Source organism: Mesorhizobium sp. M1A.F.Ca.IN.020.03.2.1, assembly GCF_004023205.1.
Taxonomy (GTDB): domain Bacteria; phylum Pseudomonadota; class Alphaproteobacteria; order Rhizobiales; family Rhizobiaceae; genus Mesorhizobium.
This window is the reverse complement of the sequence record NZ_RZSV01000016.1, coordinates 26,693-46,525: the sequence shown is the minus strand read 5'-3', so window position 1 is coordinate 46,525 and position 19,833 is coordinate 26,693. Positions and strand designations below refer to the sequence as shown.

At 63.4% G+C, this 19,833-nt stretch carries 20 protein-coding genes and 1 pseudogene; 9 read left to right on the top strand and 12 right to left on the bottom strand.

Annotated elements, in window-relative coordinates:
- Positions 1–754, bottom strand: a pseudogene (locus EOA79_RS33130) (hypothetical protein); the annotation flags it as partial.
- Between the two features lie 272 nt (positions 755–1,026).
- Between EOA79_RS33130 and EOA79_RS04970 the strand changes: the two are divergent.
- Complete coding sequence (locus EOA79_RS04970) at positions 1,027–1,611, top strand: DUF1214 domain-containing protein (RefSeq protein WP_067320932.1); 585 nt, start codon at positions 1,027–1,029, stop codon at positions 1,609–1,611.
- The gene (locus EOA79_RS04965; protein WP_095823722.1) at positions 1,604–2,152 is read left to right on the top strand and encodes a DUF1254 domain-containing protein; all 549 of its coding nucleotides are present in this window, start codon (positions 1,604–1,606) and stop codon (positions 2,150–2,152) included. Before EOA79_RS04970 ends, EOA79_RS04965 begins: the two co-directional genes overlap by 8 nt.
- A gap of 9 nt (positions 2,153–2,161) precedes the next feature.
- Here the strand turns inward: EOA79_RS04965 and EOA79_RS04960 are convergent, their stop codons facing one another.
- Complete coding sequence (locus tag EOA79_RS04960; RefSeq protein WP_095823723.1) at positions 2,162–2,350, bottom strand: hypothetical protein; 189 nt, start codon at positions 2,348–2,350, stop codon at positions 2,162–2,164.
- 187 nt (positions 2,351–2,537) lie between these two features.
- Here EOA79_RS04960 and EOA79_RS04955 point away from each other — a divergent pair, with 187 nt between their 5' ends.
- Positions 2,538–3,533 carry a DUF2336 domain-containing protein gene (locus EOA79_RS04955; RefSeq protein WP_095823724.1) on the top strand — a complete coding sequence of 332 codons (996 nt, stop codon included), beginning with the start codon at positions 2,538–2,540 and terminating at the stop codon, positions 3,531–3,533.
- A 63-nt stretch (positions 3,534–3,596) separates the two neighbouring features.
- On the opposite strand, the gene EOA79_RS04950 is transcribed toward EOA79_RS04955, so the two are convergent.
- From EOA79_RS04950 to EOA79_RS04940, 3 genes are all read right to left on the bottom strand, one after another.
- Positions 3,597–3,944: a DUF1491 family protein gene (locus tag EOA79_RS04950; protein ID WP_067320924.1), complete on the bottom strand. Its 348-nt coding sequence runs from the start codon at positions 3,942–3,944 to the stop codon at positions 3,597–3,599.
- Positions 3,945–4,012: 68 nt separating this feature from the next.
- On the bottom strand, positions 4,013–4,795 hold the full coding sequence (locus EOA79_RS04945; RefSeq protein WP_067320921.1) for a peptidoglycan-binding protein: 783 nt from the start codon (positions 4,793–4,795) through the stop codon (positions 4,013–4,015).
- Positions 4,770–6,512, bottom strand: coding sequence for a PAS domain-containing sensor histidine kinase (locus EOA79_RS04940; RefSeq protein ID WP_095823725.1), 1,743 nt, complete (start codon positions 6,510–6,512; stop codon positions 4,770–4,772). Before EOA79_RS04940 ends, EOA79_RS04945 begins: the two co-directional genes overlap by 26 nt.
- Before the next feature lie 531 nt (positions 6,513–7,043).
- Here EOA79_RS04940 and EOA79_RS04935 point away from each other — a divergent pair.
- Complete coding sequence (locus EOA79_RS04935; protein ID WP_127246610.1) at positions 7,044–7,436, top strand: DUF5330 domain-containing protein; 393 nt, start codon at positions 7,044–7,046, stop codon at positions 7,434–7,436.
- Between the two features lie 111 nt (positions 7,437–7,547).
- Complete coding sequence (locus EOA79_RS04930) at positions 7,548–7,976, top strand: SufE family protein (RefSeq protein ID WP_066997661.1); 429 nt, start codon at positions 7,548–7,550, stop codon at positions 7,974–7,976.
- A 131-nt stretch (positions 7,977–8,107) separates the two neighbouring features.
- Here the strand turns inward: EOA79_RS04930 and EOA79_RS04925 are convergent, their stop codons facing one another.
- Together EOA79_RS04925 and EOA79_RS04920 are read right to left on the bottom strand one after the other, a co-directional pair.
- Complete coding sequence (locus EOA79_RS04925; RefSeq protein ID WP_095823727.1) at positions 8,108–8,536, bottom strand: MucR family transcriptional regulator; 429 nt, start codon at positions 8,534–8,536, stop codon at positions 8,108–8,110.
- Positions 8,537–8,947: 411 nt separating this feature from the next.
- Positions 8,948–9,316: a hypothetical protein gene (locus EOA79_RS04920; protein ID WP_067320909.1), complete on the bottom strand. Its 369-nt coding sequence runs from the start codon at positions 9,314–9,316 to the stop codon at positions 8,948–8,950.
- A gap of 121 nt (positions 9,317–9,437) precedes the next feature.
- Between EOA79_RS04920 and EOA79_RS04915 the strand changes: the two genes are divergently transcribed.
- Positions 9,438–11,537 carry a S9 family peptidase gene (locus EOA79_RS04915; RefSeq protein ID WP_095823728.1) on the top strand — a complete coding sequence of 700 codons (2,100 nt, stop codon included), beginning with the start codon at positions 9,438–9,440 and terminating at the stop codon, positions 11,535–11,537.
- A gap of 100 nt (positions 11,538–11,637) precedes the next feature.
- On the top strand, positions 11,638–12,027 hold the full coding sequence (locus tag EOA79_RS04910; RefSeq protein WP_066998147.1) for an SET domain-containing protein-lysine N-methyltransferase: 390 nt from the start codon (positions 11,638–11,640) through the stop codon (positions 12,025–12,027).
- Positions 12,028–12,052: 25 nt separating this feature from the next.
- On the opposite strand, the gene EOA79_RS04905 is transcribed toward EOA79_RS04910, so the two are convergent.
- From EOA79_RS04905 to EOA79_RS04885, 5 genes are all read right to left on the bottom strand, one after another.
- Positions 12,053–14,650 (bottom strand): AMP-binding protein, encoded by a 2,598-nt coding sequence (locus EOA79_RS04905; RefSeq protein WP_127335462.1) that lies wholly within the window; start codon positions 14,648–14,650, stop codon positions 12,053–12,055.
- 130 nt (positions 14,651–14,780) lie between these two features.
- Positions 14,781–15,725 carry a cytochrome c gene (locus EOA79_RS04900; protein ID WP_095823730.1) on the bottom strand — a complete coding sequence of 315 codons (945 nt, stop codon included), beginning with the start codon at positions 15,723–15,725 and terminating at the stop codon, positions 14,781–14,783.
- A 9-nt stretch (positions 15,726–15,734) separates the two neighbouring features.
- Positions 15,735–16,172, bottom strand: a complete 438-nt coding sequence (locus tag EOA79_RS04895) for a cytochrome c (protein WP_095823731.1) — start codon at positions 16,170–16,172, stop codon at positions 15,735–15,737.
- A 160-nt stretch (positions 16,173–16,332) separates the two neighbouring features.
- Complete coding sequence (locus EOA79_RS04890; protein WP_066997682.1) at positions 16,333–16,935, bottom strand: superoxide dismutase; 603 nt, start codon at positions 16,933–16,935, stop codon at positions 16,333–16,335.
- 106 nt (positions 16,936–17,041) lie between these two features.
- On the bottom strand, positions 17,042–17,920 hold the full coding sequence (locus tag EOA79_RS04885) for a branched-chain amino acid aminotransferase (RefSeq protein ID WP_095823732.1): 879 nt from the start codon (positions 17,918–17,920) through the stop codon (positions 17,042–17,044).
- Between the two features lie 252 nt (positions 17,921–18,172).
- Between EOA79_RS04885 and EOA79_RS04880 the strand changes: the two genes are divergently transcribed.
- Both EOA79_RS04880 and EOA79_RS04875 read left to right on the top strand, forming a co-directional pair.
- Positions 18,173–18,835, top strand: a complete 663-nt coding sequence (locus tag EOA79_RS04880; protein ID WP_067320889.1) for a haloacid dehalogenase type II — start codon at positions 18,173–18,175, stop codon at positions 18,833–18,835.
- A 172-nt stretch (positions 18,836–19,007) separates the two neighbouring features.
- The gene (locus EOA79_RS04875) at positions 19,008–19,826 is read left to right on the top strand and encodes a L,D-transpeptidase (RefSeq protein WP_095800176.1); all 819 of its coding nucleotides are present in this window, start codon (positions 19,008–19,010) and stop codon (positions 19,824–19,826) included.
- Positions 19,827–19,833 lie beyond the last annotated feature (7 nt).

Sequence of the window (19,833 nt, the reverse complement as noted above, 5' to 3'; positions counted from 1 at the left end):
TTGCAGGCCTGAACTTCAGCGCATTTGCTTGCTTGGGCTTTTGCTTTTCGGTCACGGCCGGAAGATCGACCTTATCGCCGCTCTTGGCATCCGTCGGCGTCGGCGCCGCGGCTGTTTGCTTTTCGGCGGTTGGCGCTCCTGCCTCTTGCTCGGCAGCCTGCTGTTTATCCGTGTCCTGGGCTGCCTTCTCCTCACTTTGCGTGGGCTCGGCGTCCGTCGCGGCGATTACCGGCTTCTCGTCAGCCGTGCTTTGATCCGCCGGCTGATCGGCATCTGCCGGCGCGGCAGATTGCTTCTGTGCAGGCTTCGCCACGGCGGGCGGCTTGCTATCGCTATCCTTGGCCGGCGACGGCGTGTTGTCCCGGTTGCCGGCTCCATCCAGGGATTTCCTGGGGCCGGTGTCCTTGTTGCCATACTGGAAAACGGGCTTTAGCACCGCGATCGGCGGTGGCTTCGGCGGCTGCTTTTCCGGCACTGGAGGCTTTTCCACTTTTTGCTCGGGCGGTTTTTCGGCTTTCGGTTCCGGGGGCTTCTCGGCCTTGAGTTGCTTCGGCTGCGGTGCGGGCGGAGGCTTCGGCTTAGGTTGCTCGGGCGGAGGCACAAGCGCGACATTGACCGGCTGTTCCTGATCCGGCTGTTGGGCGGGCTTGGGCAAGGTATAGACCAGAAACGCTGCGATCAGCGCATGCAGCATCAGCGATGCGGGCAAAGCCCACGCCAAATTCCGACGCCGCTCTCCGGTCTCGCCCTTCATCCCGACCGATGTGGAACGAAATGGCGGCGGCTTCAAGCACGGGCATCGGATCGGCGCCTGACAAGTCAGTGATTGGATGGCTACGTGCAGCGCCGCCGAGAATCAGAAGGGGCGCGGTGCGGACTTGTCCATGACAGGCCGGTCGCCGACATGGGAACGTCATACTACTGCAGGCCGCAACCACCTGAATATCGCCATGCCCAAGGCAAGCCGGCTTGCCACGAGGCCCCGCGCCGCGATATCCCGGGCAACCTCCTCAGTTCCGGCCTTCCATGCTCAAGACCGTCTCCCTCACGCTGCTTTCGCTTGCCATGGCCATCGGCCTTGGCGGCGGCAGCGTCTGGTACGCGCTCAACGCGCAGGACGGCGTCGGCGCGATCCGCATCGGCCAATGGACAGCTTTTCCTGAAATCGGCACGGAAGGCTCCGACCCCTACTCCAAGGCGCGCGTGGCGCGTGAGGGCGTGCTGGCGCTCGGCCGGGCGGAGGGGTTGTCCTTCGTCGCCGAGCGCGACGCAGCCGGCCAGCCGCTGAAGCGGGAATGCGCCTATTCGATCGAAGGCGGCTACCCGACGGCCCGGTTCTGGACGCTTTATGCCGCCGACCAGTCGCTCGGCGTCATCGACACCGGCAAGGCGAGACAGGCGGCCCTGCAATCCTACGAAGTGCTGCGCCGGCCCGACAATTCGGTCGTCATCTCCGTTGGCGACCGCCCTGCCCCGGGCAACTGGCTGCTGACGGCCGGCTTCGGCAAGATGTATTTCGTGCTGACCTTCTACGACACGCCGATCGCGAGCAGCACCGGGCTTTCCGACGTGACGCTGCCGCGCATTTTGAAGGCGGGCTGCCATGCGTAGCCTGCTGCACGCCCTGGTCCTCGGTCTGCTCGGCGCCGGCATCGTGCATATCGCGGTGCTGTTTTTGGTGCCGGAATTTTCCGAGCGCGATGCCTGGTCGCGGCTGGCAATGGCCTCCGACCTCTACAAGATGACGCGCCTGGACGCGGAGGCCGGCGGTGCACCTGTGGTGAAGTCGGTCGACCCCATGTTCTACGCGGCCGCCTGCCGCTTCAATCTCGCCGACGGGCTGGTGCGGATCCGGGCGCCCGGCAACGTGCCGTTCTGGTCGGCTTCGGTCTATGACCGCAGCGGCCACAACATCTATTCCTTCAACGACCACAATGCGAACAGCGAGAAGCTCGATGCCGTGGTGCTGACACCGGCGCAGATGATCGACGTGCGGCGCGATCTTCCCGAGGACTTGCAGGGCGCGATCTTTGTCGAGGCGCCGATCGACGAGGGAATCTTTGTCGTCCGCGCCTTCGTGCCGGACGATAGCTGGAAGCCGATCGTGTCGCGCTTTCTCGAACAGAGTGCCTGCGAGCTGCAGGAATACTGAAGAGTCAGCTCAGTGATGCGGCACTAGTGGCCGTGGCGACACAGGCTTGTCCGGGCCGTCCGGACGCGCCCCGCCGACCTGCGGCTGTGGCTCATAGCGGACGCCGGGGAAGATGATGACAGCCGCTGCCGTGTCGGTGTCGTGGGTTACTCGATTGACGGGTGCCGCTCGCGGCACGAAAGACAAGACCATGCCCATGGTTCGCGTATTCCTCTCGGTTTGACCGGAGCACAACGCAACGCCTCCAAAGTCGATTAAGGCGGGCAGAGGGTTAACGGAGCGCTAACGGATCGCGGCTAATTTGATGTTTGTTCCTTGGAGACGCGAAACCGGCCCGGCCGGAGGCGCGGGGCCGGGTCTGTGTCGAGTATCGGGCGTATCCTCCGTGTCTTCTTCGGATTTCAGGCACATCGCTATCCGGACCGAAGCGGGAAAAGCCGAAAGGCTGTTCCGCGCCGCCGTGTCGGCCTTCTGCTCGCTGACGCGCCCGTCGCGGCGCGAAATCGCCCAACTCGAGGATCTGACGCTGCCGCTGTTCGACGAAGTGTCGGTCGAATCGCGCCGCTATGTCGCCGCCGCCCTTTCCGAATGCGAATATGCGCCGGCCGCGTTGGTGCGGCGGCTGGCCGAGGAGCCGGTCGAGATCGCGGCGCCGCTGCTTACCCGCTCGAACGCGCTGAGCGACATCGACCTCATCGCGCTGATCGGCCGCCATGGCCTGCCGCACGCGCGCGCAATCGCTCGCCGCAAGGAACTCAACGCAACCATCGCCCACCTGATCCGCGCGCTGGAGAAGCCGACGCTGGTCAACACGCGGCCGCCGGAGACGGTCACGAAGATCGCGCCGGTGAAACCGGCCGCTTCCGCAACAGAAGACAACCGCCCGGATCCCGGCGTGCCTGAGGAAAACGCGCGGCGACGCCTGCGCTCGATGATGCGGCCCGCCGGCGAAAGTGCCGCTGTCAACCTGTTCCTCGGACAGCCGACTTATCTGAAGCTGCGCGAGACGGCGCTGACGGGCAACCTTGCTTTCTTCCAGACAGCGCTTGCCGATGCGCTCGACATCGATTTTGCCACAGCCCGCTCGATCACAGAGCAATCGGGCTACGCAGCGCTGCTTGCGGCGCTCAAGGCGCTCGACCTAAGCGAAGACAGGGCCTTCCTGATCGCGGTCGCGGTCCATCCCGGCGAGTTTCCGCATCCCCAGGCAATCCGTCTGTTCCTCGACCGCTATCGGCTGCTGCATCGCGAGGCAGCGCTCGACAAGGTGCGGGCCTGGAAAGCCGAAACGCTGTCTCGGGCGATCCGCGGCAATGCCATCGAGACAGGGCGCCACGCATCGAACAGCGATGACAAGGCCGCCGGCCGCAAAGCGTCCTGAACCAATTCCAGGGAAGGTGCTCAGCGGTTTTCCGTGGCTGGACGCGACCCTGGGCCGCCGCCTCTATTCCGCCTTCACGGAAACAAGCTCCTCGACCGGAACGGAGCCGGCCTCGATCTCGACCACCCAGATGTCGGGATCGAATCTCTTTTCCTTTTCCAGCCTTGCATCGAATGCCGAGCTATCGTCGCCAGAATCGAGCAAGGTGAAGAAGCGCTCGTCGGGCTTGGCCGAATCGTAGCTCGTTTGCGGCGCCGGTCCGTACAGAGCCACTTCGCCGAGCCGGTCGCGCGACAACACGAAGACGGCGCCGGCCTCGGTCGCGCCGCGCTTGACCACGGCAGCAAAACCGCCGGCGGTGAAGACACGGCGCAGAAGGGCCGATACCCACAGATCGGTAGTCACGCGCATGGCAGGGTTCCGGATGGCATGCGCGGTTCCTTACAGCATCGGCAATGGAACCGAAAAGCCGGCAGCCCTCAGTTTGTCAGGCCGATCTCGCGCATCTTGGCATAGACCACTTCGTCCGGCTCGCCGGTCTCGGGCAGGCCGAACAGCGCCTGGAATTCCTTGATCGCAGACTTGGTGCGGGCGCCTACGACGCCGTCGAGCTGCATATCGTCATTGCCGAAGGCCTTCAGGCCAGCCTGGATCTTGACGATGCGGGCGTCGGGCGCCTGCGTTGCGCCGCTGGCCTGGGCGGCGACCGGAATGGCCGCTGGTCCGGCGGCCTGGGCCGTCGCCCTATCGGCCGGTCTCGGGGCCGGATGCGGAATGGCCGCAGTCGTTTGCCTGGCGCCAAGCTGATCGAGCAGCGCGCCGTCGACATCGCCGGAGGCGGGCAGCCCGACCTTGAGCTGATAGGCCTGGATGGCCTTGCGCGTGGCTGGGCCCGTGAGGCCGTCGACGGTGCCGTCGTAGAAATTGAGGTCCTTCAATATGCCCTGCACCTGCTGGACGACCGGATCGGGCTTGGGAGCGGGCTGCGCCTGCCGCACGATGTTGATGGTGGTCTCCGGCTCATCCGAGACGGCATGCGGGAAATTCTCGATGCTCCTGGTGGCGAAGAAGGCGCCCGTGTGCGGAAAAGGCTGGTACCAGAGCGCGTTGGCCGAAACGTAGAAGAGCGTCACCAGGAAGGCGGTCGAGCCGCCGACCAGAACCGGATTGCGCGAGATCATCTGGCCGAGCGCCCCAGCGCTCTCGGCAAGCAACCCGCGCTCGGGTTCGACCACTTTAGGCCGTCTTGCGGAGCGAGCCATTGCTGTCCCCATTTGCATCCCCCTTCGGCTTTGCAATCGGCACCGGCAGCACGTCGGCCGGCGCGCCCGAGCGCCGCTTCGGTCCGTTCACCGGCAGGCTGATCGTCACCGTCGTGCCTTCGCCCGGGGCGCTCTCGATCGACATCGTGCCCTCATGCAGCGCCACCAGCCCCTTGACCAGCGACAGGCCGAGCCCGGTTCCCTCGAAGCGGCGCGTATAGTCGTTCTGGATCTGCATGAACGGCTTGCCGAGGTTGGCCATATCCTCGTCGGCGATGCCGATGCCGGTGTCACTCACCCAGAAATGCAGCCGCGAGCCGACCCGCTTGGCGCCGATCACCACGCTGCCGCCATCAGGCGTGAACTTCACGGCGTTCGAAACGAGATTGATCAGGATCTGCTGCACGGCGCGGCGATCGGCATTGATCTCGCCGGCGTCAGGCGCGATCTGCGCGCCAAGCGCGATGCTCTTGGCCTCCGCCAGGGGCCGCATCATCGAGCGGCACATGTCGGCGGCATCGGCGAAGCGGAACGGCTCGAGCTCGGTGGCATAGGCGCCTGCCTCTATGCGCGAGACATCGAGGATCGAGGTGACGACGGACAAAAGATGCTGGCCGGACTCCCTGACCAGGGCGACATATTCCTTCTGGCGCGGATCGCGGAAGGCGCCGAACATCTCGTGCAGCAGCATGTCGGAGAAGCCGATGATGGCATTGAGCGGCGTGCGCAGCTCGTGGCTGACCACCGCCAGGAAACGCCCCTTGGCCACTTCGGCGGCAGCCGCAGCCTCCCTCGCCGTGGCAAGCTCTTCGCGGAGCGCGGCGATCTCGTCATTCTCACGAAGGACGAAGGTGAAGATGTCCTGCTCTCGCGCGCCGCGCAGCAATTCAAGGCGGAACGGGCGGAAATTGTCGGCCGAGCCGCCACCGTCGCGCGGCAAGCGGATGCGCAGGTCGAGCCGGCGCTTCGGCGCGCCCTCGCGCATGTCCGCGAGCGCGGTGAGATAGGCGACGCGATCGGAAAGATGGACGCGCTCGAACAAGCCCGCGCCGAGCAGGAGCTCCGGCGCCAACTTCAGAATGGAACGCGCCTTGGCCGAAGCGTCGAGCACCTCGCCCTGGCGGCAGACGCGCAGCACGACGGCATCGATCGTCTCTTCGAGACGGTCCACCGCAGGCTCAGCCTGACGCGCGTCGGCGGGATTGGCGAAGGCCGCCGCGCGCGGCAGGAGCGTAAGCGCCCAGGCAAGCGGCAGCAGCCAGTGCCAACCGGCGATCGCGGACTCGCCGAGCGGCAGGAACTGGTTTGCGAAAGGCTGCAGCAGGATGGCGCCGAATGCCGCCAGCGCGCCCGAAATTGCTGCGCGGCGCGACCCGGCGATCCAGCAAGACTCGACCGGCAAAGCCACGGCAAGCAGCGCGACTGGCGACGCCAGACCACCCGCCGCGGCAATTGCGCCAGCAAGCGCGAGGCCGCCCGTCGCCACCGAGGCACGGCCGGCGAGCGTCATGCGTCCGGTGGCGGCAACCAGAAGCGCTGCGAACCAGCACAGACCGAAAGCGCCGAAGATCGCAGCCACGGTAACGGCGGCGCCCAGGCTTGAGGTGACCAGCGTCACCGCCGCACCCGCGGCGAGGAAGGGAGTGGCGAGCATGACGCCGATGAAGCGGCGCTGGCGCTGGCGCTCAGCCTCCTCCGTGACGGTCGGATGAACCATGCGTTCGCAGCCGGCGGCAACCGCGCCAGGCAGAGGAACGTATCTGGCCGTAATCGAACTCAACGCACTCGGACCCGGTCGTGAATTGCCCTGCTTCTGCAGGTGACTCTTGATTGGATTGAAAGTCGCATCCAGCGTTTAAGGAATGGATAAGGCAGGGAAGGCGAGCGCCCTGCCCGCGGCAAATATCGGGACGCCGACACCCCAAAGCCCGTCGATCTGCCGCCATGGTAAATGGAGCGTTAGCCACAGCGCGGCTCGCCTGGCTTCCTGAAAACCCAGTGCCGATGCTCGCCCTTTCCAGAATTTTTCTTTTGAAACAGCCGCATAGATGGCTATTTCAAAGTTAATACAGTGGATCAGATTTGAGTTAGATCAGTAGCGAAAACCAATCCTTTCCAATTCATCTAAAATTTGAAGAAAATTCGCGGCTTCGGCGCAAGCCACGCTTCGCGCCTTCGTGCCATTGTCATGTCCATAAAAAGAGGTCATGCCGATGGATGCATGATCCGATCACGACGAGGCATCGAGATGGGCTTTCTGATCAGGATGGCTTTCTGGTTTTCGCTGGTGCTCTTGGCGCTGCCGCTCAGCGTCGGCCCCGACGAGGATGGCCGCGAGGCAGTCGGGCCGATCCAGGCGCTGTTTGCGGCGCGCGAGGCGGTCGGCGACATCGCCGGCATCTGCGAGCGCAAGCCGGATGTTTGCGAGACCGGCAAATCGGCCATGCACACCATCACCGTGCGCGCCAAGGAGACAGCCAAGATCGCCGCCGCCATGCTTGATGACCAGCAGTCGGAAAAGACGGCCGCGCCCGCTGCGAAGGCAGCGCAGACGTCTGGCGAGACCACCGGCAGCGTCGCCGAGGACATCGTGCTGCCCGCCAAGGTCAACATTCCGGCGATGCTGACGGCGAAGAACTGAGATTGCTTTTTCTGGAAATGCTCTAACGCCGCGGGCCCGCCCGACCTCTCGACGCCCGCGGCGTCTTTCTTTTTCCGTGACGTGGCGGCGCCGGGTCACTATATGCGGGCAATGACGACCTCGATCGAAACGATCCGCGACGATTTCTCCCTGCTCGACGAGTGGGAGGACCGCTACCGCTATGTGATCGAGCTGGGCGAGGCGCTGCCTCCGTTTCCCGAGGCGGAACGCACACCGGCCAACAAGGTGCCGGGCTGCGTCAGCCAGGTGTGGCTGACCACCGAGCAGGGAGAAGGCGTCGATCCGGTGGTCAGCTTTCGCGGCGATTCCGACGCCCACATCGTGCGCGGCCTTGTCGCCATCATGCTGGCGCTGTTCTCGGGCCGGCCGGCCAGTGAAATCCAGAACACCGATGCGGAAGTGACGCTGAAAGAGCTCGGCCTCGACGAGCATCTGTCGCCGCAGCGCGCCAACGGCCTTCGCTCGATGGTCAAGCGCATCAAGCGCGACGCCGAAGCCGCCTTGAAGCAAACCGCCTGACTCTGCCCCAAGCCCGGCAACAAGCCGCACTGCGGCGGGTTCACCCGTTCGCAGCAAGACATCCCTGAAATACCTCAAAAGCAAAACGGCGCCCCGCGGGCGCCGTCGCTTTTGCCGACTTGCGGAAGCTGCTACCGGCGACCCTTGGGCTTGCGGCCGAGGCCCATCTTCTTGGCCAACTGCGAACGGGCGGCTGCGTAGTTGGGAGCAACCATCGGATAGTTGACGTCCAGGCCCCACTTCTCGCGGTATTCTTCCGGGGTGAGATTGTAATGTGTCATAAGGTGGCGCTTCAGCGACTTGAACTTCTTGCCGTCTTCGAGACAGACGATGTAGTCGTCATGGACGGAGCGCTTCGGGTTGACGGCCGGCTTCTGCTTCTCGGCCGAAGGCTGCTCCGTCGTGCCGCCGACGCGGCCGAGCGCGGCATGAACGTCGGCAATCAGGTTCGGCAGTTCGCCGACCGGCACCGGGTTGTTGCTGACATAGGCCGCGACGACATCGGCAGTCAGCTCGATTAGCGCGTCCCCATTCCTTGAAGGTGTTTCGACGATATCCATTGTGCTCAGGCCCCAACGAGAGTTTGTTTTCTAGACTGCGCCCTTTTTCTGGATCGGGCATCGCGCGAAATTCATGCAGGCAAGCCCTGCGATTCGCGTCGCGTCATCTTAATGACCCTGTGCTGCAAGTAAGTCAATTCACCTACTGAATTATATTCGGCGATATTCATCAAATATTGCCGATTCAGCTTCAAAAATTCGTGTGCCGTGTAACTTAGCGAGATTTTTCTGGCCGGACCAGTGCAGCCTGACGTGGCGCCCAGCACGCTTTTACACCTCTGGTCGCGTCAAAACAGGTTCTTTATGCTTGGCTAAACTAATGTTTGGCCGCCCGGTGAGCGAAGAATCCTATGGATCATGGCGCGGACATTCATCCTCGCGTCGAACAGCCAAGTCGCCTCGACGAACCTCTCAGTGGGGTTTGATGTACTTGCCGTAGACCCAGCTGGTAACAAAATGACCGTTCTGCGCCGGATCGTGCCAGACCTCGCACCAGCGGTAGCGGATCGCCTGCCGCTGCTTCCAGTGCGGTTGGCCGGCAATGTCGAGCAGATCTATCCCGCCCGTGCAACGGCCGGTCATCTGCAAGACGGTGCCATTCGGATAGGCCGCCTGTCTTTGCGATGTGTTTGACGGATACTTGCGCGCGTTGAGCGTGTCGCCGAACGGCACGCCAGCCACTTGCCAGGCCGCGAACACGGTTGCATGAGACTGGCCGGAAAAGGCCAGGACCGCCGAAGCGACAGCGAAAGCCACGGCGGCTCGAACATAGGATTTCATCTTTTCCCCTTTCGACTTACTTTGTGTAGACCACCTTGAACCCCGCCCTTTGAACCGCTGCTGAGCGACGCGTTCATTCGCCATTTCAAGCAGATTTCAGGCAATTCCACAGCGAGACGCAATGACCAGAACCTCCGTCTTCCCGACCGCCATCCCGCCGCGGCCCGAGAAACGCCCCATCTTCGACGTTCATCACGGCATCACCCGCACCGACGACTACGCCTGGATGCGGGCCGCCAACTGGCAGGCGATGTTCAGGGACCCTGCACTGCTCGACGGCGCGATCCGCGCTCATCTCGAGGCCGAGAATGCCTACCAGGCAACGCTGATGGCCGACACGGCCGAGCTGCGCCGCAAATTGTTCGCCGAGATGAAGGGGCGCATCAAGGAGGACGACTCCACCGTGCCGATGAAGGACGGTCCCTACGCCTATGGCTCGTCGTTCAAGCTCGGCGGCGAGCAACCGCGCTACTTCCGCACGCCGCGTGATGGCGGCATTGAGGAGATCCTGCTCGACGGCGATGCGGAAGCCGAAGGCAAGCCCTATTTCCGTCTTGGCGGATTCGACCATTCGGCCGACCATCGCAAGCTGCTCTGGGCTTTCGACGACAAGGGCTCGGAGTTCTTCGCGCTGCGCGTGCGGGACATCGCCAGCGGCAAGGAACTCACCGATCGGATTCCGGATACAGGTGGCGGCGGCGTGTGGAATGCCGGAGACGACGGCTTTTTCTACACCCGCCTCGACGACAGCCACCGCCCGTCAAAAGTGTTCTTCCACGCGCTTGGCGACAATCCGGAGAACGATCGGCTGATTTACGAAGAGACGGATGCCGGCTTCTTCATGGACGTCAGCGGCACGCGTTCCAACGACTGGATCATGATCGGCATCAACGATCATGAAACCTCCGAATACCGGCTTCTGCGCGCCGACGAGCCGTTCGCCGAGCCGAAGCTGGTGGCGGCGCGCGAGACCGGCCTGCAATATGACCTGGAGGAAGGTGGTGACGTCTTTTTCATCCTCACCAATGCCGACGGCGCCAAGGACTTCAAGATCATGACCGCGCCGGTCGAAGATCCGGTGCAGGCCAACTGGAAGGAACTGGTGCCGCACGAGCCCGGCCGGCTGATCCTGTCGGTGCTCGGCTTCAGGCACCACATGGTCAGGCTGGAACGCAAGGAGGGCCTGCCGCGCATCGTGGTGCGCGATCGGGCAAACGGCGAGGAGCACCTCATTGCCTTCGACGAGGAGGCCTTCTCGCTCGGCCTTTCCGGCTCCTACGAATACGACACCGAAGTCATGCGCTTCACCTATTCGTCGATGACGACACCGGCACAGGTGTTCGACTACAACATGCGCAGCCGCGAGCGCGTTCTCTTGAAGACGCAGGAGGTGCCATCGGGCCACGATCCGGAGCATTATGTCACGCGCCGGCTGATGGCGCCGGCTGCCGACGGCGAGCTGGTGCCGATCTCGCTGATCCACCATCGCGACACGCCGCTTGATGGCTCGGCGCCCTGCCTGCTCTACGGCTACGGCTCCTATGGCATCACGGTTCCCGCCGCATTCAACACCAATTGCCTGTCGCTGGTCGACCGCGGCTTCGTCTACGCCATTGCCCATGTGCGCGGCGGCAAGGACAAGGGCTATGGCTGGTATGACGACGGCAAGCGTCGGCACAAGATGAACACCTTCACCGATTTCATCGCCTCAGCGCGCCATCTCGTGGCCGAGCGCTACACGTCGCACGATCGAATCGTCGCGCAGGGCGGCTCGGCCGGCGGCATGCTGATGGGGGCGATCGCCAACATGGCACCCGAAAGCTTTGGCGGCATCGTCGCCGAGGTGCCGTTCGTCGACGTGCTCACCACCATGCTCGACGCCAGCCTGCCGCTGACGCCGCCGGAATGGCCCGAATGGGGCAATCCGATCGCCTCGGCCGAGGACTACACGACGATCGCGGCCTATTCGCCCTACGACAATGTCGCGGCGCTCGACTATCCGCCGATCCTGGCGCTGGCAGGTCTGACCGACCCACGCGTCACCTATTGGGAGCCGGCCAAATGGGTGGCGCGGCTGCGCGACCGCAAGGCGGGCGACAATCCGGTGCTGTTCAAGATCAACATGGAGTCCGGCCATGCCGGCGCCTCGGGCCGGTTCTCGCGCCTGGAGGAGATCGCGTATATCTACGCCTTTGCGTTGAAAGTGACCGGCAAGGCCTGATTTTTCCCTCGCAATCGCGAGCACCTCGCGCTACGCAATGCGCCTCGTTTTTGGTCGCGGCCGGTTCGGGCCGCGCCATCCGTCATTCGCAGGGTTCGTCATGCTGCTCGTCGACGTCTATCTCGACAAATCGCCCATCCAGGGCATCGGTGTCTTCGCCAAACACCGCATTCCAAAGGGCACGTTGATCTGGAAGCTCGATCCAAGATTCGACCGGCGCATTTCGGTCGACACTTATGAGAACGAAAGCGGTCCGGTGAAGTCCTACCTCGATCGGTACTCCTATCCGGACAGGCGCGACCGGAACTATATCGTCTTCGAGGCGGACGATGCGCGCTACATGAACCATGCCGACGAGCCGAACTGCGACGTCTCCTCGCCGGAGGAAACCTACGCGCTGCGCGACATCGCGCCCGGCGAGGAACTGACCTGCGACTACAACCACTTCTTCGAAAACGGCTTCGATTTTTTGGGCGACCGCCACGCGTAATCGGAGCGACCGCGGTCGAAGCGTCTCACGCCGAGAGCAATTCCGGCAAGCGCTCCATGGCCAATCTGCCGCGCAGGTGTCGGATGGCGGCCAAGGCTTTGCCGGCGATGACGCCTAAAGCGACGCCGCCGGCGATCGCAAGCAGTTGGAAGCTTGGAGCCGGGAGCCAGCCTGCGACAGGTGCCATCAAAAGCTCCGGGACGAAGCGATGGACCAAGTAGATCGGGAAAGCCGCGACGGCGATCTGCGTAACCACCCGCCCCACCCCAGCAGGCAGGCGAACACGCGGCAGGTAAAGAAGAGCCGAGAGCGCCGCGAAGATCGTCAAATACTTGACCGTCGTCCCCAGCCAGACCGACTCCCAAAAGGCTAGATACCCCAATACGGCAGTGGCAAATGCGGTCACGAGGAGTTTTCTGGCGGGAGTGTCGGCCAAACCGGCGCACCAGCCGAAGACCGCAAGGTGGAAGACCCAGTAGATCGCGAAGATCTGGCGGCTGCCTAAGTCCACGAACAATGGGACTGCAAAGCGCGCAGCGGCGGCAAACGCCAATAGTCCGATCGAGAAGGCAAAGGGTCGAGCCTGGGCGAGCTTGCGTAGAACCGGAACGGCAAAGGCGAGGGCGAAGACCAACAGCGTCTGCGCATAGGCCTCGATGAACCAGTAGAGATATGGGATCATCTCGTGACGTTCCGGTTCGGCATAGCCGAAGTTGCCGGTAAGGGTCATCGAGGCCCAAGGGATCGCCTGCCAGGCGAGGGAGTAAGCGGCGACTATGAGAAAATAAGGGATCAGGACGCTAATCGCAGGTTTCAGCGCGTGCCGGATCCGACCGGCAAGCAAATGGATCGACTGAAAACGCGCAAGGCTGTAGCCGACAAGCAGCATCATGATGCCGGAGCCGCCCGGGATAGGCCACAGCGTCTCGTGATGCACGACCACCAGCAGGATGGCGAAGGCCCTCAGCACGATATCGACAGGCGTCTCGTTTGCCTGGTCCCGCATGAAAGACCGTTTCGCCGAATGAAGATTTGTCAGGTCTCCAACACTTAGCCGTTCCCAGCCGTCCGGCAATTCCAAGCCGAGCCGTTCGAGTTCCAGAGCCAATTGCAAGAAGCGAAGGGAATCTCCGCCGAGCGACACAAAGCTGTCAGCGCGGCCCACCGGAAGCGGATAGAATACGCGGGCATAGGCTCCGGGCACGCCGCCACGTTCGGAGCGGATTTCCGCCCGTCCCAGCAACATCTCGCGCTGCAGGCAGCCATAGTCGATCTTGCCCGAGGCTAGCCTGGGAAGGTCGACACGCGTCGAAACTCGAACCAGATTGGCGGGCAAGCGGCTGACTTCGGCCAGGATACGCTGTGCCCTGCCTGCCGAGCCGGGGCCGGTCACATAGGCTTCTAGGCCTCGATCGTCGCCGAGCACCGCGGCCGCAATGCCCGCCCGCTCTAGCGCCTGCTCCATGATATCGAAGCCGATCCTGAGGCCGGCAATCTTGGCAAAGCGGCTCTTGCGCCCGACGATGCGGAAGAAACCTTGCTCGTCCTGGACGGCAATATCGCCGGTGTTCAGGATCTCGACCTCAGCCCCGCGCGCCAGATCACAACGCTGCTCGGCGTAACCCATCATGACGTTCGGGCCGCGATAGACAAGTTCTCCAGGGATGCCCGAGCGGCTGACCGGCTCCCCCCTGTCGTCGACAAGGCCGAGGCTGCCGCCTGGGATCGCGACGCCGATCCGCTCCTCCCGGTCGGACAGGCTCTCCGGCGGCACGAAGGCGATACGCGCCGTCGCCTCGGTTTGACCATACATGACGAAGAAACGCCCGCCCACGGCGCGCAAATGATCCCTGTACAGGCGGATGACGTCGGGGCTGAGCTGTCCACCCGCCACCGTCATCATGCGCAAACCCTTGAGCTTAGCGTCGCGGAAACGCATCCGTTCCAGGAGTTCGTAGGAATACGGGACGCCGGACAGATTGGTGCAGCCACCGTAGGCGATTATCTGCAGGAAATCGCCGTCCATGGCCGAAACACCGGGGAAGAGGATGCTGCCGCCGGCAATCAGATGCGAATTGAGAACCGACAGTCCGTAGGAATAATGCAGCGGCAGCATGAGAGCGGCCCTGTCGGCGGACAAGAGTTCGAGATAGGTCGTTATCGCGCGCGCATTGGCTTCGAGATTGGCATAGGAGAGCCTGACCGCCTTGGCGGCGCCCGAGCTGCCGGACGTCATCAGCAGCAGCGCGAGATCGGGATGCAGCGGCTCAATGTCCCTCGCGGGCCAAGCTTCCTTCACGAGACGCCAGCGGCCATCGGCTCGGCGATAGGTGAAATCCGGCTGGAAGGCCGCCAGGAAGTCGTCCCAGACCCTTTTGTCGCAAGGCGGCAGCATGGCCACCGCATGACCCGCCCGCAGGGCTCCAAGATAGGCGACGACCGCATGCTCGGAGGGTTCCGCTGAGATAGCGACGAGCTGCTTTCCCTCATCCCCCAGCCGCGTGGCGAAGTGCTGCGCAAGGTCGTCGAGCTCCGCATAAGACAGGCTGCGCCCGTCGGCGAAGAGAAGTGCTGCGCGCTGCTCGCCATGGGCGAATTCAAACACAAGGTCGAGAGAGTGCATGGGCAAGGCTTCGATCCGCCTGGAAACTGGCCGAAGCGCGTATGATACATGACTATTAAAGTCAACTAATATGGACCTGAGACATCACAGGCACACCGCATCATGGTGTCGCGCAGCCGATATAAATCGGTCAGCTCGCCGGCTTGCGCGCCGGATAGCCGTTGGGATGCGGCGGGACGGCCTTCAGATAGGCCGCGATCGCGGCGCGGTCGTCGGCCGACAACTGAGCTATGTTGCGCTGCACGTCGACCATGGCACCGCCGACGGAATCGAAATCCGGCGTGAAGCCGGTTTCGAGATAGTTGGCGATGTCGGCCTCCGACCAGTCCTTCGTGCCGCCTTGCGGGGTGATATTGGGCACCACGCCCGAGCCTTCGGCGGCCACGGCTCCCGCCAGCCATTCGGCCTTCTTGACGCCGCCGGCAAAGTCGCGCGGCGTGTGGCATTCGCCGCAATGGCCGGGGCCCTCGACCAGATAGCGGCCGGCCAGCACCTTGTCGGGCGCGCCCCCGGGCAAGGCAATGACCGGTTCAGGGCTGACATAGAGCCGCTTCCAGAGACCAATGCCGCGACGGATGTTGAAGGGGAAGGAGAGTTTGTGGCCGGGCGCCTTGCCGGCGACCGCCGGCAGCGTCTTCATAAAAGCATAGAGGTCGGCGACATCGGCCGGCTTCATGCGAGCATAAGAGGCATAAGGGAAGGCCGGATAAAAATGCTCGCCGGAGGGCGAAACGCCCTTCAGCATCGCATTGGCGAAGTCCTCCTCGCTCAAGGCGCCGATGCCGTCCTTTTGATCCTGCGAGATGTTGGGCGGTACGAAGGTGCCGAACGGCGTCTTCAGCTCCAGCCCGCCGGCAAGCTCCAGGCGGCCATCACCCTTGGATCCCGGTTTGGCGTGGCAGGATGTGCAGCCGCCGGCAAAGAAGATGCGCTTGCCTTTCCCAGCATCACCGGGGCCAAGCTGCGCGACGGTCGCGGCATCAAGCCTGACGGGCGCAGACAACGCCCAGCCGGCGACCGCGCCGGCGCCGCCCAGCACGATGACGGCGCCGACGAGCTTCTTCAGCCACGCCATATCAGGCGATCAGCCCTTCTTGATCCTGTAGGTCTCATGACAGGTGCCGCAGTCGCCGCCGATGGTGTTGAGCTGCGCCTTGAGCGCATCGACATCGGCCGGCGGCGAAGCCACTGCCGCCTTGACGTCGGCCAGGAACTTGTCCCCGGCCGCCCTGAAGCCTGGCATGTCTTCCCAGATCTTCGGCGCCGCCGTGGTGTCGCCCTTGTCGCTGCCGGCCGGGAAAAGTTTCTCGGCATCGAATTTTTCGGCGTTCGCCTCCAGCGCCTTTAGCGCCGTCAGCACAGCGGCGGCGTCGAAGGCCTCCTCGCCTTTGACGACCTTGGACAACTGGCCGGCGAGCTTGCCGCGTTCCTTCATCAGGGCCTGGCGATCCTTGATCGGGTCGGCATAAGCGGCCGAGCCGGCAAAAGCGAGCAAAGAGATGGCGATGACAAGCTTTCTCATTCAATTGGCTCCATGGTGAAGAGAGTTCGCGACTAGACGTTAACGGGCGATGCAGTGGAATTATTCCCTCCGCGCCGCAACGATTTTCTTGACTGGAATTGCCCTCCTGCGCCGGCAAAAGAAAAGCCCCGGTCATGCCGGGGCTTTTCGGAAGGGTCGATCAAGCTTTCGCCTTCTCGTAGAGTTCCAGGACATAATCCCAGTTGATCAGGCTGTCGACGAAGGCTTCGAGATATTTCGGCCGCGCGTTGCGGTAGTCGATGTAATAGGAGTGCTCCCACACGTCGACGCCGAGGATCGGCGAAGCGCCATGAACCAGCGGGTTCTCGCCATTGGGGGTCTTCGAGATCGCGAGCTTGCCGTCCTTGACCGAAAGCCATGCCCAGCCGGAGCCGAACTGGGTGGTGCCGGCGGCGACGAAGTCCGCCTTGAACTTGTCGTAGCCGCCGAGATCGGCATCGACGGCCTTCTGCAGCGCGCCCGGCAGCTTGTTGCCGCCGCCGCCCTTCTTCATCCATTTCCAGAAATGGATATGGTTGTAGTGCTGGGCGGCATTGTTGAAGAGCCCGGCATTCTTGCCGAAGGACTGTTTCACGACCTCTTCGACCGACAGGTCGCCCATTCCGGCCTCGGCGGCCAGCTTGTTGCCGTTGTCGACATAGGCTTTGTGGTGCTTGTCGTGGTGGTACTCCAGCGTCTCCTTCGACATGTAAGGCTGCAAGGCCTCGTAGTCGTAGGGCAAAGCGGGCAACTCAAAAGCCATGGATGGTACTCCCTCAGGAAAAGTCCGGTGAAACTACCGGACTAAGATAGGTCTGGAATGGGTTGGGACAACTCCGGAACGAAGCGCCGAACGCCTTTTTATCCGCTCAGGCGGCGGAAGTCGAATGCGCCCAATCCCAATAGAGCTCGCGCGCCTTCTTGGCGACCGGTCCAGGCTGAAGGCTACGGTCCTCGATGCGCGTGATCGGCACCACCTTCGAATGGTTGCCGGTCGAGAAGATCTCGTCCGCCTCGAGGAAATCGCGGATCGACAGCGTCTTCTCGGTGGTCCTGAAACCATAGTCGCCGAGCAGGTTGATCGTGCGCGAGCGGGTGATGCCGGAGAGGAAGGTGCCGTTCGCGGCGGGCGTCATCACATGGCCGTCCTTGACCAGGAAGATGTTGGAGGTGCCGGTCTCGGCGACATTGCCCAGCATATCGAGCACCAGCGCGTTGTCGAAGCCGCGCATCTTGGCCTCGAGGATGGCGCGGCCATTGTTGGGATAGAGGCAGCCGGCCTTGGCGTTGGTCGGCATGGTCTCGATGGTCGGCCGCCGGAACGGCGAGACGCCGATCGAAAAGCCCGAAGGCGGGATCATCGGCGCTTCGTAGAGGCAGAGACAGAAGCGGGTCGAGGACGGGTCGGCCGGCACGCCCATATAGCCGCCATGCTCGGCCCAGTACATCGGCCTGATATAGACGGCGGTCTTGCCGTCGAATTTCTTCAGGCCGTCCCATGTCAGCCCGACGATCTGCTCCGTCGTCATGGAAGGCTTCAGGCCGAGCGCGATCGCCGAGGCGTTGACGCGGGCGGCGTGACGATCGAGATCGGGCGCCACGCCTTCGAACCAGCGGGCGCCGTCGAACACGCTGGTGCCCAGCCACATGGCGTGGCTGCGCGGTCCCAGAATGGCGACATTGCCCTCGTACCAGTCGCCGTCCACATAGGTCCATGTCGCGGACTGCGCCGCCGCCGCCAGTGTCATCGTTTGCCGTCCGTATGGATGAGTTCCGGCCGCCATAGGACGACGCTTTGACGGCCGGCGTCAACCGACATCGGAAAAAATCCTTGAGGCCAGAGGCACTTAAAGCGCGGCGCACGGAAAGGGATGGCCCCTGCGTGTTGGGTTTTTGTCTTAATGCAATCCTTTCCGAAAACCGCTGCCCACTTTTGAGCGACATGCATTAACCGCAATCAGCGCTTGCGCGGCAGGGCCGGGCGCCGCAAAACTCTTCCTATGCACCATGCAGCCTATGTCTTCGACGCCTATGGCACGTTGTTCGACGTGCACGCCGCGGTGCGCCGCCATGCGGGCGAGATCGGGCCGGACGGCCAGCTTCTCTCCGAAATCTGGCGCGCCAAGCAGCTCGAATATTCCTGGGTGCGGACGCTGATGGGCGCCTATGCCGATTTCTGGCAACTGACCGAGCAGGCGCTGGACTTCGCGCTGCGCAAGGTGCCGTCGGCCGATCCGGCGCTCAGGGCAAGGCTGCTGGAAGCCTATTGGCGGCTCGACTGCTATCCGGAAGTGCCGGCGGTATTGAAGGCACTGAAAGCAGCGGGAGCGAAGCTCGCGATCCTGTCCAACGGCTCGCCGGAAATGCTGCGGGCGGCGGTGAAATCGGCCGCCCTCGACCAGATCCTGGACGACGTCTTCTCGGTCGACGAGATCAAGCGCTTCAAGACCGATCCTTCGGTCTACGACATGGTGGTCACTGGCTGGCGGCTCTATCCGGGGGCGGTGTCGTTCCAGTCCTCCAACCGCTGGGACGTCGCGGGCGCCGCCAGGTTCGGCTTCCGCACCGTCTGGATCAATCGCGCCAATCAGCCCGACGAATACCGGGATTTTCCGCCGGGGCTGATCCTGCCCTCGCTCGAAGGCCTTCTGGCAGGCGTTTGAGGGTGCTGTTGCTGCAGCGCAACAGATGTGTCGCGGTCACAGCTTCGCCTTTGTTTGTCCACCCTGAGGTCAGAATTGGAACCGCCTATCACCGCCGACTGTTATTGCAGCTGTCGGCGCCGGCCAGCGGATTCATGCATTCTTGCGAATTCAAGACCTAGAAAAGGCAACCATGTCAGACGCTTCCTTCCGCATCAGCCGCCGTGGCTTCCTCAATCTCACGGCCCTTGGCGCTGCTTCGGCGATTTCCGCCTGCTCCACCACCGGTCCTCGCCCGGCAGCCGTGCAGCCGCCACCGCCGGCCTCCGTCGAGCCGCCGCTCGGCGACTACGCCACCATGTATGGGCCGATGTCCGACAACGGCTTCGACCTGCCGGCCATCCCGGTAAACAAGATCGATCACAGATATTTGCGCCAGATCGTTCCAGATCCGACCGGACAGCGCCCGGGCACCATCGTCGTCGATACCACCAACCACTTCCTCTATCTGGTGCGTGAGGGTGGCCAGGCGATCCGCTACGGCGTCGGTCTCGGCCGCGCCGGCTTCGAATGGTCGGGCGATGCGGTGGTGCAATGGAAGCAGAAGTGGCCGAAATGGACGCCGCCGGACGAGATGGTCGCGCGCCAGCCGGAACTGACGGAATACAGCGCCAAGAACGGCGGTATGCCCGGCGGGCTCAAGAACCCGCTCGGGGCGCGTGCGCTCTACCTCTTCAAAGGCAACCAGGATACGCTCTATCGTCTGCACGGGTCGCCGGAGTGGTGGTCGATCGGCAAGTCGGTCTCGTCGGGCTGCGTGCGCCTGATCAATCAGGACATCATCGACCTCTATGACCGCGTGCCCAACAAGACGCCGGTCGTGGTCACAGCAGATGTTGGCCAGCCGATGGCCGATATGCCCGAGCGCCGGGCCATTCCGATCGACAACGGCGTGCCGGACGACTCTGTCCTGCTGGGGCCGGTGCCGCAGGAGAGTAACGAGATCTTTTGATCCGGCG

Bases quoted from the DNA above. Each gene is read 5' to 3' on its own strand.
- EOA79_RS04905 (WP_127335462.1), bottom strand. From the start codon at position 14,650: ATGCACTCTCTCGACCTTGTGTTTGAATTCGCCCATGGCGAGCAGCGC.
- EOA79_RS04940 (WP_095823725.1), bottom strand. From the start codon at position 6,512: ATGGTTCATCCGACCGTCACGGAGGAGGCTGAGCGCCAGCGCCAGCGC.
- EOA79_RS04920 (WP_067320909.1), bottom strand. From the start codon at position 9,316: ATGAAATCCTATGTTCGAGCCGCCGTGGCTTTCGCTGTCGCTTCGGCG.
- EOA79_RS04890 (WP_066997682.1), bottom strand. From the start codon at position 16,935: ATGGCTTTTGAGTTGCCCGCTTTGCCCTACGACTACGAGGCCTTGCAG.
- EOA79_RS04930 (WP_066997661.1), top strand. From the start codon at position 7,548: ATGACGACCTCGATCGAAACGATCCGCGACGATTTCTCCCTGCTCGAC.
- EOA79_RS04950 (WP_067320924.1), bottom strand. From the start codon at position 3,944: ATGCGCGTGACTACCGATCTGTGGGTATCGGCCCTTCTGCGCCGTGTC.
- EOA79_RS04900 (WP_095823730.1), bottom strand. From the start codon at position 15,725: ATGGCGTGGCTGAAGAAGCTCGTCGGCGCCGTCATCGTGCTGGGCGGC.
- EOA79_RS04960 (WP_095823723.1), bottom strand. From the start codon at position 2,350: ATGGGCATGGTCTTGTCTTTCGTGCCGCGAGCGGCACCCGTCAATCGA.
- EOA79_RS04925 (WP_095823727.1), bottom strand. From the start codon at position 8,536: ATGGATATCGTCGAAACACCTTCAAGGAATGGGGACGCGCTAATCGAG.
- EOA79_RS04915 (WP_095823728.1), top strand. From the start codon at position 9,438: ATGACCAGAACCTCCGTCTTCCCGACCGCCATCCCGCCGCGGCCCGAG.
- EOA79_RS04895 (WP_095823731.1), bottom strand. From the start codon at position 16,172: ATGAGAAAGCTTGTCATCGCCATCTCTTTGCTCGCTTTTGCCGGCTCG.
- EOA79_RS04880 (WP_067320889.1), top strand. From the start codon at position 18,173: ATGCACCATGCAGCCTATGTCTTCGACGCCTATGGCACGTTGTTCGAC.
- EOA79_RS04945 (WP_067320921.1), bottom strand. From the start codon at position 4,795: ATGGCTCGCTCCGCAAGACGGCCTAAAGTGGTCGAACCCGAGCGCGGG.
- EOA79_RS04875 (WP_095800176.1), top strand. From the start codon at position 19,008: ATGTCAGACGCTTCCTTCCGCATCAGCCGCCGTGGCTTCCTCAATCTC.
- EOA79_RS04970 (WP_067320932.1), top strand. From the start codon at position 1,027: ATGCTCAAGACCGTCTCCCTCACGCTGCTTTCGCTTGCCATGGCCATC.
- EOA79_RS04910 (WP_066998147.1), top strand. From the start codon at position 11,638: ATGCTGCTCGTCGACGTCTATCTCGACAAATCGCCCATCCAGGGCATC.
- EOA79_RS04935 (WP_127246610.1), top strand. From the start codon at position 7,044: ATGGGCTTTCTGATCAGGATGGCTTTCTGGTTTTCGCTGGTGCTCTTG.
- EOA79_RS04885 (WP_095823732.1), bottom strand. From the start codon at position 17,920: ATGACACTGGCGGCGGCGGCGCAGTCCGCGACATGGACCTATGTGGAC.
- EOA79_RS04965 (WP_095823722.1), top strand. From the start codon at position 1,604: ATGCGTAGCCTGCTGCACGCCCTGGTCCTCGGTCTGCTCGGCGCCGGC.